This window comes from Streptomyces prasinopilosus (assembly GCF_001419695.1).
GTDB classification, from domain to species: domain Bacteria; phylum Actinomycetota; class Actinomycetes; order Streptomycetales; family Streptomycetaceae; genus Streptomyces; species Streptomyces prasinopilosus.
The window spans coordinates 1-13,110 of record NZ_LIRG01000215.1; the positions used below are offsets into that span (position 1 = coordinate 1).

General features: G+C 70.7%; 12 protein-coding genes and 6 pseudogenes. 9 read left to right on the forward strand and 9 right to left on the reverse strand.

The window, feature by feature from the left end:
* The coding region (locus AOK18_RS10540) for an adenylate/guanylate cyclase domain-containing protein (protein ID WP_167738669.1) at nt 1-534 on the forward strand (534 nt) is incomplete at its 5' end.
* A 106-nt stretch (nt 535-640) separates the two neighbouring features.
* Nucleotides 641-991 (forward strand): annotated as a pseudogene (locus tag AOK18_RS10545) (transposase); the annotation flags it as partial.
* Nucleotides 992-1,000: 9 nt separating this feature from the next.
* Here AOK18_RS10545 and AOK18_RS10550 read toward each other — a convergent pair.
* Complete coding sequence (locus AOK18_RS10550) at nt 1,001-1,438, reverse strand: VOC family protein (protein ID WP_157865071.1); 438 nt, start codon at nt 1,436-1,438, stop codon at nt 1,001-1,003.
* On the opposite strand from AOK18_RS10550, the pseudogene AOK18_RS33575 reads away from it, so the two are divergent.
* Nucleotides 1,433-1,720, forward strand: a pseudogene (locus tag AOK18_RS33575) (winged helix-turn-helix domain-containing protein); the annotation flags it as partial. The gene AOK18_RS10550 and the pseudogene AOK18_RS33575 sit on opposite strands and share 6 nt — an antisense overlap.
* Nucleotides 1,721-1,738: 18 nt before the next feature.
* Nucleotides 1,739-2,063, forward strand: a pseudogene (locus AOK18_RS33580) (histidine kinase); the annotation flags it as partial.
* Between the two features lie 119 nt (nt 2,064-2,182).
* On the opposite strand, the gene AOK18_RS10555 reads toward AOK18_RS33580, so the two are convergent.
* Entirely contained in the window at nt 2,183-2,647 is a 465-nt protein-coding gene (locus tag AOK18_RS10555; RefSeq protein WP_055573546.1) for a GNAT family N-acetyltransferase, read from the reverse strand.
* Nucleotides 2,648-2,754: 107 nt separating this feature from the next.
* A complete protein-coding gene (locus AOK18_RS10560) occupies nt 2,755-3,435 on the reverse strand; it encodes a TetR/AcrR family transcriptional regulator (RefSeq protein WP_055694161.1) in 681 nt (226 codons plus the stop codon).
* Nucleotides 3,436-3,536: 101 nt separating this feature from the next.
* Here AOK18_RS10560 and AOK18_RS10565 point away from each other — a divergent pair, with 101 nt between their 5' ends.
* Complete coding sequence (locus AOK18_RS10565) at nt 3,537-4,502, forward strand: NAD(P)-dependent alcohol dehydrogenase (protein WP_055694142.1); 966 nt, start codon at nt 3,537-3,539, stop codon at nt 4,500-4,502.
* A 20-nt stretch (nt 4,503-4,522) separates the two neighbouring features.
* Here AOK18_RS10565 and AOK18_RS30650 read toward each other — a convergent pair whose 3' ends face one another.
* Nucleotides 4,523-5,002 (reverse strand): transposase, encoded by a 480-nt coding sequence (locus AOK18_RS30650; protein WP_240503129.1) that lies wholly within the window; start codon nt 5,000-5,002, stop codon nt 4,523-4,525.
* 131 nt (nt 5,003-5,133) lie between these two features.
* Nucleotides 5,134-5,271: pseudogene (locus AOK18_RS34150) on the reverse strand (transposase); the annotation flags it as partial.
* On the opposite strand from AOK18_RS34150, the pseudogene AOK18_RS30655 reads away from it, so the two are divergent.
* Together AOK18_RS30655 and AOK18_RS10575 are read left to right on the forward strand one after the other, a co-directional pair.
* Nucleotides 5,246-5,818 (forward strand): annotated as a pseudogene (locus tag AOK18_RS30655) (transposase); the annotation flags it as partial. The pseudogenes AOK18_RS34150 and AOK18_RS30655 overlap by 26 nt on opposite strands.
* Nucleotides 5,819-5,858: 40 nt before the next feature.
* Nucleotides 5,859-6,803 (forward strand): aldo/keto reductase, encoded by a 945-nt coding sequence (locus AOK18_RS10575; protein WP_055694144.1) that lies wholly within the window; start codon nt 5,859-5,861, stop codon nt 6,801-6,803.
* Nucleotides 6,804-6,831: 28 nt separating this feature from the next.
* On the opposite strand, the pseudogene AOK18_RS30660 reads toward AOK18_RS10575, so the two are convergent.
* Together AOK18_RS30660 and AOK18_RS10580 are read right to left on the reverse strand one after the other, a co-directional pair.
* Nucleotides 6,832-7,498: pseudogene (locus AOK18_RS30660) on the reverse strand (PrsW family glutamic-type intramembrane protease); the annotation flags it as partial.
* A gap of 126 nt (nt 7,499-7,624) precedes the next feature.
* The gene (locus AOK18_RS10580) at nt 7,625-8,545 is read right to left on the reverse strand and encodes a LysR family transcriptional regulator (protein ID WP_055694145.1); all 921 of its coding nucleotides are present in this window, start codon (nt 8,543-8,545) and stop codon (nt 7,625-7,627) included.
* A 98-nt stretch (nt 8,546-8,643) separates the two neighbouring features.
* Between AOK18_RS10580 and AOK18_RS10585 the strand changes: the two genes are divergently transcribed.
* Together AOK18_RS10585 and AOK18_RS10595 are read left to right on the forward strand one after the other, a co-directional pair.
* Entirely contained in the window at nt 8,644-9,009 is a 366-nt protein-coding gene (locus tag AOK18_RS10585) for a YybH family protein (protein WP_055694146.1), read from the forward strand.
* 842 nt (nt 9,010-9,851) lie between these two features.
* On the forward strand, nt 9,852-10,310 hold the full coding sequence (locus AOK18_RS10595; RefSeq protein WP_240503130.1) for a hypothetical protein: 459 nt from the start codon (nt 9,852-9,854) through the stop codon (nt 10,308-10,310).
* A 701-nt stretch (nt 10,311-11,011) separates the two neighbouring features.
* Here AOK18_RS10595 and AOK18_RS10600 read toward each other — a convergent pair.
* The gene (locus AOK18_RS10600) at nt 11,012-11,350 is read right to left on the reverse strand and encodes a thioredoxin family protein (protein WP_055573539.1); all 339 of its coding nucleotides are present in this window, start codon (nt 11,348-11,350) and stop codon (nt 11,012-11,014) included.
* Between the two features lie 521 nt (nt 11,351-11,871).
* Nucleotides 11,872-13,011, reverse strand: coding sequence for a PucR family transcriptional regulator (locus AOK18_RS10605; RefSeq protein ID WP_055573538.1), 1,140 nt, complete (start codon nt 13,009-13,011; stop codon nt 11,872-11,874).
* Nucleotides 13,012-13,110 lie beyond the last annotated feature (99 nt).

The following is a 13,110-nucleotide window of genomic DNA, read 5'->3' on the forward strand; positions in this document are numbered from 1 at the left end:
GTACCGCCCGGCGAGGGTGCCGACCTCCGCGACCTGGCGGTGGGGTTCACCGACATGGTCGGCTACACCCGGATGACCCGTGGACTGGACAGCACCGAACTCATCCGGGTGCTCGACCGGTTCGAGAGCCTGACCGGCGATGTGATCGCCGACGGCCGGGGCCGGGTGGTGAAGACCATCGGCGACGAGGTGCTCTTCATGAGTGAGTCGGCATCCGCGGCCGCTGACATCGCCCTGGAACTCACCGCCCGTGCCGAGGCGGAACAGATGCTGCCGCACGTGCGGACCGGGCTGGCCCATGGTGCGGTCCTCAACCGCTTCGGCGACGTCTACGGGGCGGTGGTGAACATCGCGGCCCGGCTCACCGCGGTGGCCCGTCCCGGCACCGTGCTGGCCAACACGGCGTTCGCCGACGAACTGGCGGGCATGGCGGCCTACGAACTCAAGGTACTCCGCCCGGTGTCGGTGCGCGGGTACAGCAGGCTGCGTCCGGTGCTGCTGCGGCCGGCTAAGACGCCGTTCCCTATGGCGTGATCGTTCATTGAGCCGTACATGACTGATCTGCTGGAGCGGCTAGTGCCCCATGAGTGGTGGGTGCTGTTCCGGCGGGTGGTACCGCCGACAGAGGTCGCACGTCCGCTCCGGCGCGAACATGCACGACAGCCTCGGTCTGAAGCCGCTGGTACGCGGGATCCCGCCCATCCGCTCCCGGCGCGGTCCGCGCCGCCGGCGCCCGGCCAAGCTCCATGCCGACAAGGGCTACGACTACGACCACCTGCGCCGATCGCTGTACAAGAGAGGCATCCCCCACCGCATCGCCCGCAAGGGCATCGAGTCCTCACAGCGACTCGGCCGCCACCGCTGGGTCGTCGAAAGGACGGTCTCCCGGCTGACCGGCTGCCGTCGGCTGCACCGCCGCTACGAGCGCAAGGCCGACCACTTCCCCGGCATCGCCCCAGCCCTCATCAGCCATCGGAGACTCACCACCTGAACCAGGCTGTCAGGCGCTCGGACCGGTGCGCGCAAAGAGGCAGAACGGGTGGCCCGCCGGGTCGCACAGGACGCGCACATCGGCCTGAGGTTGGAAGTCCGCCACGGTTGCCCCCAGCGCACGAGCCTGCTCGACGGCTGCTGACAGATCACTCACCTCGATGTCCAGATGCATCATCATCTGCTGCCCTGACCGGGTGGAAGGCCACTGCGGACGGGTGAAGAGCGGCTCCGTCTGGAACGACAGACCGGCACTGCCGTCGGGCGCTGCGATCTCGACCCAGTCCGGTTCCTCCTTCCGCACCGGCCATCCGAGCAGGTCCCGGTAGAACTGCGCCAGCCTGTGGGGGTCCGGCGCGTCAAGAGTGGTCGCGGCCAACGCGAAACGCGGTTGAGGCTTCATGCGGTGCTGCTGCCCGGTTCCGCTGCTGACAGGCCAACCGTCCATTCTCTCGACTTCACCGCCGACCTCGTGGGCAAGAAGGTCGTCCGGGACGGGCGGGACGTGCGGCTGACCCCGACGGAGTGGCACCTGCTGGAGATCCTGGTGGCCGACCCGGGCCGGCTGATCAGCCGGAAGCGGCTTCTCCCCGAGGTCTGGGGCGCCCGGCAGAGCGACAGGACCACCTACCTGCGTGTCTGCACGGCCCAGTTGCGCCGCACACTGGAGAAGGATCCCTCCCGCCCCCGCCATCTGATCACCGAGCCCGGCATGGGCCACCGTTTCGAAGCCCGACCGAGGAACGAGATGGCCCGCGGCACACTCCGGATCCACCTCGGCGCGGCATCCGGCATCGGCAAGACGTACGCGATGCTGCCGGAGGCGCGTCACCGCATCGAGCGGGGGCACCGACTGCGTGGTCGCCTTCGTGGACCACCACGGCCGGCCGCGCACCGAGGTGGTGCCGCACGGGCTGGAACAGGTGCCCCGCAAGAAGCTCGAGTACAGGGGCGGCGTCTTCACCGGGAGGGACGTGGACGCCGTCCTGCGCCGTGCCCCCGCGGTCGCCCCGGTCGGCGAGCCGGCCCACACCGGAGTGCCGGGCTCGCGCAACACCGGACGCTGGCAGGACGGACCACGCCGGCCACACCGAGCAGGCCGGCGTGATCCGCCGCCGCATCATCTGGCGGAACCAGCACGCCGCCGACGAACGCCTGCGCGAGGTCGTCGCCAGGGCGAATGTCGCCCGAATCAGGTGACCGCCCGGCGATAGATCTGCCGTGAACCGCCTTCCGGGCCCGGAGCAGTGGCTTCAGCCGGGGTGAAACCGAGACGTTCGTAGAAGGCGCGTGCACCGCTGGCAACAGCGCCCGGGTGGTCGGCTCCGAAGGTGACCACCTCGATGCTGCCTGGGCCAGGCACGAACCTGCGTGTTGCGTCGGCCATCAGCGCCCCACCGACGCCCTTCCCGCGTGCCCTCTCCGAGACGACGAGCCAATGGACGTGGTGAATCGGGGGCTTCGCGCCGAAGAGCAGGCCGCCGAGGAGACCCGAGCCCGAGGAGACGGCGACGAGCGCCGCGGAGCGGCGAATGTGCCTGTCCACGGCGCTGTGGAAACCAGGGTCCTCGACCATCGGGCCGAACCAGTGCTCGACCTGGGCGGCCAAGCCGAGAAAACCGGGGAAGTCCTGTTCTCGCGCGAGTCTGACGATCACCCAGGCAGTCTGACAGACGAGGCAGACGTTGCCTGACGCTGCACTGGGCCTCCTGCGGAAGTGGAGCTGTCGGACCGGACGTGTCCTGCGGCAGGTACCGTTTCATGTCAGGTTCTGGGGGACCGCTGCCCCCGGGAACTGTCCGTTGCGATCGGGAGGCTGCGCAGTGTCAGCGCAGTCGGCGGAGGCAGCGGTTTGTTGGCCGGGTCGGTGCGGAACGACTGGAGCAGATAGGCCACCAGGCGCCGGGACGCTGCACCATCGTCCGGTAGGGCGGCCACCAGACCGCAGTGTGCCAACAGGACCACGACGAGGTCGGAAGGGTGAAAATCGGCCCGCAGCGCGCCCGACGCCTGGGCCCTGCGTACCAGGGTCGTGAAGTCCCGCTCGACCCGTTGCCGGGACTGCGCCTCTTCCGACATGCTTTCCGGGAAGGCCGCGACGAACGCGGCCGGGAACCCGCGTTCCTCCCGTTGCAGCGCGCAGACCGTCTCGACCAGCTGCTGGAAACCTTGCCACGGGTCAGGGACGGCCAGAGCCTCGGTGAGCGCCCGCGCGCAGGTCTCCATCTGCTGTGCGAACGCGCCTCTCACCAGGGCGTCGCGGGTCGGGAAATGCCGGTACAGCGTCGCCACGCCGACCCCGGCCCGCCGGGCCACGGTCGCCATCGGGGCGTCGATCCCGTGCTCCGCGAAGACCGCACGAGCGGCGACGAGGACGCGCTCCCGATTGCGCCGGGCGTCCGCCCGCACCCTGTTCCGGGCCGTGATCCGAGAGGATTCCGCCACCACTGTCTCTCTCTTCCGGTCCAAGCGGACGATCGCGTCCACTTAAGAGCTTACGGTCGATGCCAGACCCCTGTACGGCCCCCGGCGGCAAAGGCGGAACGATGGACGACCGCATGATGAAGGCAGTGCTCTACGACCGCTACGGCGGCCCCGATGTGCTCTACACGGGCCGCGTGCCACGCCCCGAGCCGGCCCCCGGCGAGGTCCTCGTGAAGGTGTGCGCGTTCAGCGTCAACGGCGGCGAACTGGCAGCCCGTACCGGCCGTCTCCGCCTCCTGACCGGCCGGAGATTCCCCAAGCGCGTCGGCTTGGACTTCACCGGCGAGGTAGCCGCACCGGGGGCCGGAGTCACACGGTTCACGGCCGGTGACCGCGTATGGGGGGTCTTGGGCCGCACTTCCGGGTTCGGCAGCGCCGCCGAGTACGTGACCGTGCCCGCCGAGCGGGTCGGCCAACTCCCCGGCGGCCTTGACCCGGTGGACGCCGCCGCGCTGCCGGTGGCCACCACGGCCATCACCGCACTGCGGGACAAAGCCGGGCTGCGCCCCGGCGAACGACTCCTCGTCCGGGGCGCGGCGGGCGGTGTCGGCAACGCCGCCGTCCAGCTCGGACGGGCGTACGGCGCAGAGGTCACGGCCCTGGCCCGCGCAGCCAACCTCGACTTCGTCCGCGGGCTCGGCGCACACCAGGCCGTCGACCACCGGACCGTGCGGCCGGCGGAACTGGGCCGCTTCGACGTGGTCCTGGACACCGTGGGGAGCGACCTGCGGGCCTTCCGGCGCCTACTGAATCCCGGAGGGCGCATGGTCACCATCGCCTTCGACCTGAAACGGCCCGCCGCGTCGCTCGGCTACCTCGCGGCCAGCACGGTCCACGGACACGGCCGGGTGCGCTTCTTCAGCGGCAACCCCACGCGGGCGGACTTCGACGACCTCGCCCGCCATGTGGCCGAGGGCAAGCTGAGTCCCGCGGTGGACACGGTCTTCCCCCTGGAGGAGACCGCAGCGGCACACCGGGCGCTGGAGGCGGGCGGCGTCCAGGGCAAGTACGTGGTCAGGGTCGCATAGGACGTCTGTGAAGGTGCTGATCACAGCCACTCGTTGAGGGCAGCGACGAGGACGGGCGCCTCGTGGCGGACCGCCGGCTTGTCGTATCGCGTGGTGACGGCGCGGTGCCTCTTGAGGCGGTTGCGCGCCTGGTCGGCTTTGCCGGGAATGGTGCGGCGGATCCCGCGGCGGCACAGGTGAGCGCGATTCCTGCGGAAGGCGTATGCCTTGTCAGCGCGGACCCGACGGGGACGGACACGTGGCCGCCCCGGCCCGACGCGGGGCACGCGGATCTTCTCCAGGACGGGTTCGAACTGCGGCGAGTCCCCGCGCCGCCCAGCGGTCACCACGATCGACATGGGCTTTCGGCCCTGCTCGACGGCCAGGTGCAGTTCGGTCGTGAACCCGCCGTGCGAGCGTCCCAGCCCGTGATCACCAGGTTCGGTGAAGATGCCGCCCGGTGCTTCCTTCTGTGAGTCACCCTGCTTACGGCCCCGGCCTCGTGCTGATGGGCCCGGCATAGCGTGGAGTCGACGCTCAGGTCCCCTGTGATCGCGCCTTTCGCGTCGGCCGGGGACTGGAGCTGGGGGAGCACCCGGTAACAGGTGCCGTTCCGCTGCCATCGGCGGAACAGGTCGTGGACCCGGTTCCACGGCCCGTATTCGACGGGGACGTCCCGCCACGGAACTCCGGTCCGGACACGAGACCGTATGCCGTCGATCAGCTGCCGCCGAGGCCGGACGGGTGGCCGCCCCGTTTCGGCAGCCAGGGCCGCCCGGCTGACCCGCACCCGGATTCAGGCCGCGCTGAAGCGGGCCGGCCGCAAGCGCGGCATCGAAGCCGAGGCCGAGCGGCTCCGCGAGGTGTGCCGTGCTGAGTGGGCCCACCAGCCTCCGCCGGTGGAGGACGCGCTCGGCAAGCAGACGCCGGCTCTGCTGGTCCGGCCGGAAGCCGCCCGCACCGCTGCCGACGACCTCGCGGAGGCGGTCGACGATGCATTCCCCCAGCACCCGGACGCCGACACCCTCCTCCGCTTCCCCGGCCCCGGCGCCCAGCTCGGCCCCCGGGTGCTCGCAGAGATCGGAGACGACCGCGCCCCCTTCGCCGACGCCCGCGGCCTGAAGGCATACGCCGGCTCCTCACCCATCACCAGGGCTTCCGACAAGAAGTCCGGCATCACCCGCCGGTGGATCAAGAACGACCGGCTCCACCACGCCGGCTACCTGTGGCCCTTCTCCGCCCTCCGCGGCTCGCCCGGCGCCATGGCCCACTACCGGCGCCGCCGCGAAGACCACGGAGACCGGCACGCCGCCGCACAGCGCAACCTTTGCGGCCGGACGCGGAATGAACCGTCCGGCCCGGTTGTTGATGTTGAACATGACTTCTCTGCGCAAACTGGGCTCGTCCGATCTCGAAGTCTTCCCGCTCACCCTCGGCGGCAATGTCTTCGGCTGGACCGCCGACCAGGAGCAGTCCTTCGCCGTCCTGGACGCCTACACCGCCGCCGGAGGAAACTTCGTCGACACCGCCGACTCCTACTCGGCGTGGGTCGAAGGGAACCAGGGCGGCGAGTCCGAGACGATCATCGGCAAGTGGGTGAAGGCACGCGGCAACCGCTCCGACGTCGTCATCGCCACCAAGGTCGGCCAGCACCCCGACTTCCCGGGACTGAGCGCCACCAACATCAAGGCCGCGGCCGACGCCTCCCTCAAGCGCCTGGGCACGGACTACATCGACCTGTACTACACGCACTCCGACAAGCCGGAGGTGCCCGTCGAGGAGATCATCGGCGCGCTCGACGAGCTGGTGAGGGCGGGCAAGGTACGGCACATCGCCGCCTCGAACATCTCCGCCGAGCGCCTCAGGGCGTCCCTGGACTTCTCCGAGCGCGAGGGCCTGGCCCGCTACGTCGCCCTCCAGCCGCACTACAACCTGGTCTCCCGCGACACCTACGAAGGCGAGCTGCAGAACCTGGCCGAGCGGGCCGGTCTGGCCGCCATCCCGTACTACGCGCTCGCCTCCGGCTTCCTGACCGGCAAGTACCGTCCCGGCACGACGGTGGACAGCGCGCGGGCGCAGGGCGCCGCCAAGCACGCGGACACCGAGCGCGGCAGGAAGGTCCTCGCCGCCCTCGACGAGGTCGCCCAGGCCCACGACGCCGAGGTCGCCACGGTGGCCCTGGCCTGGCTCGCGGCCCAGCCGACGGTGGCCGCCCCGAACGCCTCGGCGCGGACGGTGCAGCAGCTCCCGGCACTGCTGAGGGTCGCGGAGCTGCGGCTGACGGAGGAGGAGATCGGCAGGCTGACGCAGGCGTCGGCGTAAACCGGGCACCCACCCGACCCCGGGCCTCCTACGGCTGTGTCCGGTACGGGTTGCACGAGGGGTACGGTGCCGTCGGCCCGTACGGCCCGTACCCCGGGGGTTGCACGGGGCGTCCCGTACCTCGGCCAGGGCGGCGCGGCCATCGGCAGCGTCATCCTGACCGCTTGGTCAGCGAGGGCTGCGTCACCTCCCGCCTGCGCCACAGTTAGTGCAACAGCTCCCGCTCCCGTACGGCGAAGTCGGCGCCGGGCCGTCCCCGGCGCCCCCGGTGCCGCGGGAACGCCGTCGAGGTGGCATACGCCTCGTACTCGGCGACCGTCCGCGCCGCGGGCTTTCCGAAGTGGCGCCGGGCGTGGTCCCGGGCCGACCGGCGGGCCCGCACGGAGCCGAGGGCGAGCGGTTCGGCGGGAGTTGAGCCAGCCGGCGGCGTACGTGGGCGGCTCCTCGCGCACGGTCCTCGGCTCCCGCTGCCGGGTCCAGACGACCAGCCAGGCCAGCAGCCCGAACGCAGGCACCATGAAGACCGCGTGGACCGCGAGGAAGCCGTATGGGTCGAAGGCCGTCGAGCGGTTCCACAGCGCGTGCCTGCCCGTGGCGAGCAGCAGCCCGGCCACGGGCAGCAGCACGCGCCGCACCCGCCGACGGTCCCCGGACAGCGCGGCGATGCCGGTGAGCACGGTGAACGGCGGAGTAGCCCGACCTCACCAAGACCAATCTCAGCGGCACTTCCTGTACCGCGACTGCTCACACCTGGCGAAGCCCGCGAGTTCGCGAGAGCTGAAGGAACTTCGGCGGGAACTCACGGGTCTGTCGCCCCGATGTCAGGGGAGGGCCCCGTGGGTTCGCGGGGAAGTCGTGGGGTCGGGCTCGGTGAATGCTTGCCGGCTGTGCACGAGCAGCTCACGCATCCCCGGGCTGTGCGTGCTCTTCCAGACCAGGGCGAGCAATGCGGGTGTATCGACGTCATCGATGGTGCGGGCGGTGAGCCGGTCGCGGTAGTGCGCGGCCATGGAGTCGCTGAGGACGGCGACGGCGAGCCCGCGGGCGGCGAGGTCGGCAATGGCATCCGCGGCGCTGGCTTGCAGAGTGATCGAGGGCCGGAGGTTCTGTGCGGCGCAAGCCTGGTCGAACACCGTGCGCAGGCCGGTGCCGGGCGGCATGCACACGATCGGGTGGGCGACCAGGTCGTGCAGGGTGACCCGCCGCTGTTTCGCCAGGGGGTGCCCGGCCGGGACCGCCGCGACGAGCCGCTCGCTGATGATGGTCAGCGCGTCCAGCCCGTCAGGGGTGGCGGTTGCTGCCCCGATGAGTGCCAGGTCGACGGCGCCGGTGCGCACCCCCTCGACGAGCCGGTCGGAGCTGTCCTCCAGCAGCGAGATCTCCACACCGGGATGTGCCTGGTGGAACGCGGCGAGGGCGCCGAACAGCGGGGTGAGGGTGCAGCCGATGACCATCCCGACGGTGAGCCGCCCCCGGATCAGGTCGGTCACCTCGCCCACCGCCTGGCCGAGCGCCCCAGCGGCGGCGAGGGCGGCGCGGGCGTGTCCGAGTGCGGCCCTTCCCGCGACGGTGAGGGTGACGGTGCGGGCCGACCGGTCGAACAGCTCGGCACCGAGTTCCTGTTCCAGCCGGCGGATCTGGGCGCTGACGCCGGACTGGCTGATGTGCACCCGCTCGGCCGCCCGGGTGAAGTTCCGCTCCTCGGCGACCGCGACGAAGTACTCCAGCTGCCTCAGCTCCATGACTGCAGATTCTAGTTTCCAGAAGATTCATCTGTTGGACTTCTGGTCAGTGGGCGACCACGCTGGGAAGCGCCGAAGCCCGACGTCGGGAGGAACTCATGCCGGAGTACGAGAAGGCCATGCGGCCCGAGGACATCACCCGCTTGTTCGTCGAACGCTCCAACGCCGGTGACGCGGCCGGGGTCGCCGCACTTTACGAAGAGGATGCGGTGATGGCCTACCCGCCCGGCGACCGGACGGTGGGCCGGGAGGCGATTCGTGCGCTGTGGGAGAAGGTGCTGGCCAACCGCCCCCGTTTCGAGCCGGAACAACCGCTGCCGACGCTGATCAGCGGTGACATCGCCCTCACCTCGACCCCGCCGAAGGACGGGGCCGGTGCCCGGGCGCAGGTCGTCCGGCGCCAGCCCGACGGAAGCTGGCTGCGCCTGCTCGACCAGCCCGAGTTCGTCCCACCCACCCGCTGACCCCCTGCCTCCGTCAGTTCGCGGAACCGAAGGCTGTCGGGCGTGTCTCCGAGGGGTCGATGCCCCCGGTGTCGAGGAGTTGATCCGCGGGTTCGTGGTGAAGTTGCGGGGACGTTTTCCAGGGGCCGTTCCATGAGAGCGCGACCAGCCGCGGGCCTCGGTGAGCCCAGCGGCTTGCGTGGGGCCCCGCCGTCCCCCGCGCCGCCGTACCGAGGGCGTCGGCCGTCTGCGGTAGTGCATCCCGACGAAGGACAACCGGTGATGCCGGACGGCGGCGAGCCGCTCCCGCAGGACACCCTGAACTGGCTCAAGACCAACTTTTCAAGACCGAACTCGAACTCGGCCACTGCCTGCGGGCACCCGCCGAAGGGCCCTGCGAGTGCGACCTCCACCTCCGCTGCTCGAAGTTCCTCACCACGAGACCACGAGCGAGTATGCACCGCGCCTGCGGTCCCGGCCCGCCCGTGAACAGCGGCTCGTCCAAGACGCCGTCGAGCGCGGCCGGCTCCGCGAGGTCGAACGGCACAGCGTCATCGCCGATCGGATCCGAAGCCTCCTTGCCGATCTCGGAGAGAGTGCTGAGCCCGGCCCTGACGACCACTGCTGAGCGGTTGATCTCGGCAGTCTGAACGAGACCCCCGGCGCATACTTGCCGGATGGATGGATCAAGGACCTCCTGGGTCAACACCACGCACGACTGGGCCGCCACCGTGGACACAGACCATCTCGCTCGGATCCGCCGGGAACCAGCACGGTTCGCTCCGGGCGGGCCGGGTCACCTTGTTCTCGAGATCGTTGCTTATGCCGCTGACGAGGCAGCGAGCCGGGGCGGCGGACGGTGCGTGGTCACACTGCATACCGACGGCTCCGTGTCGGTGAAGGATGACGGACGGGGCACCGATACTCGGGTCGACGAGCAGGGCCGGGTGGTGAAGAAGCCGGTCATGGCCACGAAGGACCTCCGGTTCTTCGATCTCCCGGAGGTGGAACGGCTTCCGGACGGACATCCGCGTCGCGGCATGTCCGTCGTCGCGGTGCTGAGCGAGTGGCTGATTCATACCAACCGCCGCCTCAACGGGTCCTGGAGCCAGCGCTATGAGCACGGCGTCCCGGTGACCGGTCTGGAGCCCGTCGAGGCCGACGGGACCACGGGGACCTGGGTCCGCTTCCTTCCGGACAAGGTCCTGCGTTCACGGTGGTCCCTGAGCGCGGGTGACCTGGCGCGGTGGTCCGAGCACTGGCCCGATCTGACTGTCCGCCTCGAGGATCAGCGCGACGGCGGGGGCCGGTCGGGTCGATGACCGCGGGCGTCACGATCGAACTGCACCGGGGGGAGCGGCCTGGTCGGCTCCCGTCCCGCGGTCCCGGTGCTCGGCCTCGGCGACCTGGAGGCGGCAGGCGTCGGAGCCGGTCCCGATCGGAGTGCACTTGAAGGTGAGCCGGTCCCGCGCGCGGAAAACATCCGGACAAGGATTGACGTGGGTCCAGAACAGGGCTGACAACGCCCTGCGGTCCGCGCCGGTGAGCTTGTCCGCCCACTTCGGATCGGCCAGGACCTCCTGTGCCAGGCCCTCGGTGCTGGTGGGCTCGCGTGTTCACCTCCTGTCCGGCGGATCATGCGGCCTTCCGACCGGTCCTCGTTGGTTCGGGCAGGGGTCGGGGGGGATCTGATGGGCCGGCAGGTTCCTGCGTGCCTTCACTGCCGGCCGGACACGGCTCTCGGCGTCTTGGACTGAGCTTTTGAGGCTGAAGGGGACGGCTACCGCGGCCAGCTTGCCGTACACGCGGACGGGCGGGTGCTGCTGCGCTCCCGGCAGGGAACGGGCATGACGGCATCGTTTCCCTAGAGCCGGGCGGCTGCCCTTGCGCGGCTGCCGTCGGACTCCGGGCTGGACGGCGTTGTGCGACCTGCGGGAGTGTCTCAGCCCCAAGGTGTCTCAGGCCGCGCAGCTTCCATGGACGAGACGTGACGGGCGTCGCGGCCACGTGCCGCAGCGGCCGCTCAGAGGTGGCCGTCCAGGAACTTCCGTACCTCGGCGATGGTCATGGACCCCGTGCCGTGCGCCACCGCCTCTCCCTCCTTCAGCAGGACGTAGGACGGGGCTCCGGTGATCCCGTATCGCTCGGTTGCGGCCGGACAACGCGTGATGTCGGCACGGACGACCGTCAGGCGGCCCGCGTAGTCGTCGGCGATGCCCTCCACGACGAGGTCCATCACCCGGCAGGGCTCGATCGCCTTGGGCCATGTCCCGGTGAAGTAGGCGAGGACCGGAACTCCGCTCATCCCGAGGATGAAATCGAACTCCGCGTCCTCACGGGGGCGGTGAACCCGCTTCGCCATGGAAGCTCCTGACCTCACGTTCCGTCATTCCACCCCCATCATCCCCCGTACGGTGTGCCAGGCCGGCCCGGCCCGCCGTCCGGTTGGCCTCTCGGAAGGGAGGCACGGGGCCGTCGCAGAACCACGGTGGTCCCCTGCGCGAGCGACCCGGCCCCCGGCCCCTGGTGACCGGCCGGGCCGCCCCGCCGGTCACCCGGCTGCGTCCCGCCGCGCGCCCATGGGGCGGCTCGTGCCGGAACAGCGCCCTCCACGACGACGTGAAAGCCGTTTTCCAGGGCATAGCGGCCCAGGTTGCCGGCCGGACGCTCGATGAGCGCGTCGACGAGCGGGCCGGTGCGCCTCGTCCACCGGATCCGGTCGAGCCGTATCCGCCACCGCGCTTCTCAGAGGCAGCGCCCCCGCGACGGGCTTCCCGAGGCCTTGCCCGGCCTTCACACCAACCCCCGGTCTCAGCCGGCTCCTACCGCTCTTCTCGAGGCTGCAAGAGCCGGCTGACGGCACCGAGAACGAGGCAGTACTCGTCAGCTGACCCGAAGACCGACCGCCAGCGTCAGTTCAAGGACCCGCTGTGGCGATGCGAGATCCGGAAACACCTCCCGCAGCTGCGACATCCGGTACCGGACCGTCTGGGGATGGACGAACAACGCCGCCGCCACCTCGTCCCGCCTGCCCTGGTGCAGCAGCCACGCCCGCAACGTCTCCTCCAGTCGCCGTGCGGTCGTGACGGGCAAGGCCCGCAACGGTGCGAGGGCTCGGGCACGCAGGTCTGCGAACGCGTCCACGTCGGCGCTCAGCACCAGCTCGGGCAGGTGGTCCTCGGTGTCGCGGATGTCGGAGGAGAGGGAGCGCGCGCGTACGGCCCGTGCGTACGAGGCGGACGCACGAGTCCATGGCCGGGCCGGGCCGACCACGGCGGTGCGGTCGGTCAGCTGCCGCAGGAGATGTGGTCGGTCGGCATCGGGGACGAGCAGCACACCGGTGGCGTCCGGCAGATCGTCGAGGACGAGGGTGCTCGGGTCGAGCGCGCGGTAGGCGGGCCGGGCCTGGGCGGCGGGCAGCAGGACCGCGGTCAGCGAAACCGGAGGCTGCCACCCGGCCCGTTGAACAGAGGCCAGCAGCACGTCCGGGCTCGCGCCGGCGAGGAGGTCGCGGGCCAGGTGTTCCAGATGGCGCTCCTGGGCCCTGCCCCGGGCGGCCAGTTCGTCGGCGTGGCCCGCGGCGCTCGCGGCGGAGAGCTCGTCGATGTAGGCGAAGGTCAGCTCGGCGAACTTGGCGACCTCGGCGGCGGGCAGACCTGCGGACACGGCACCCGCTGCCAGGCATCGCCAGGCCACGCGGGCACCGACGCGGTAGGCGCTGAGCAGGGCGTCCATCGAACGGCCGTCGCGCACCTCGCCGCGGCCCAGCTCGTAGGCCGCGTCACCGCCGTCGCCGCCCGTGGCGTTCCCGCTCGCGAGGTCCAGGTAGTGACCCAGGGCGGTGCGGACGGCTCGGCGGATGGTGGCGCCCATGCGGCCCGAAAGGGCGTTGGCGTAGGGAGGGACCTCGTCGATGATCGCCTGGACGACCTCGTCGGCGGTGGTCCTCAGCGCGGCCCGAAGTGCGGTGACCGTCGCCTCGTCCAGGGCCAGTTCACTGGCCCTCCGGATTGCATGGCTCACGTTTTTGTTCCCTGTGAACAATTCAGTCGATCAGATTTACGTCCTGTGGTCAGGACTTTACGCCTTGAGGCACATCAAGCTGGAGTCATGACGAGTACG

Coding starts and splice junctions, on each gene's coding strand:
- AOK18_RS10550 (WP_157865071.1), bottom strand. CDS start 1,438: ATGGACGGTTGGCCTGTCAGCAGCGGAACCGGGCAGCAGCACCGCATG.
- AOK18_RS10565 (WP_055694142.1), top strand. CDS start 3,537: ATGGACGACCGCATGATGAAGGCAGTGCTCTACGACCGCTACGGCGGC.
- AOK18_RS30650 (WP_240503129.1), bottom strand. CDS start 5,002: ATGCCGGGCCCATCAGCACGAGGCCGGGGCCGTAAGCAGGGTGACTCA.
- AOK18_RS10575 (WP_055694144.1), top strand. CDS start 5,859: ATGACTTCTCTGCGCAAACTGGGCTCGTCCGATCTCGAAGTCTTCCCG.
- AOK18_RS10580 (WP_055694145.1), bottom strand. CDS start 8,545: ATGGAGCTGAGGCAGCTGGAGTACTTCGTCGCGGTCGCCGAGGAGCGG.
- AOK18_RS10585 (WP_055694146.1), top strand. CDS start 8,644: ATGCCGGAGTACGAGAAGGCCATGCGGCCCGAGGACATCACCCGCTTG.
- AOK18_RS10600 (WP_055573539.1), bottom strand. CDS start 11,350: ATGGCGAAGCGGGTTCACCGCCCCCGTGAGGACGCGGAGTTCGATTTC.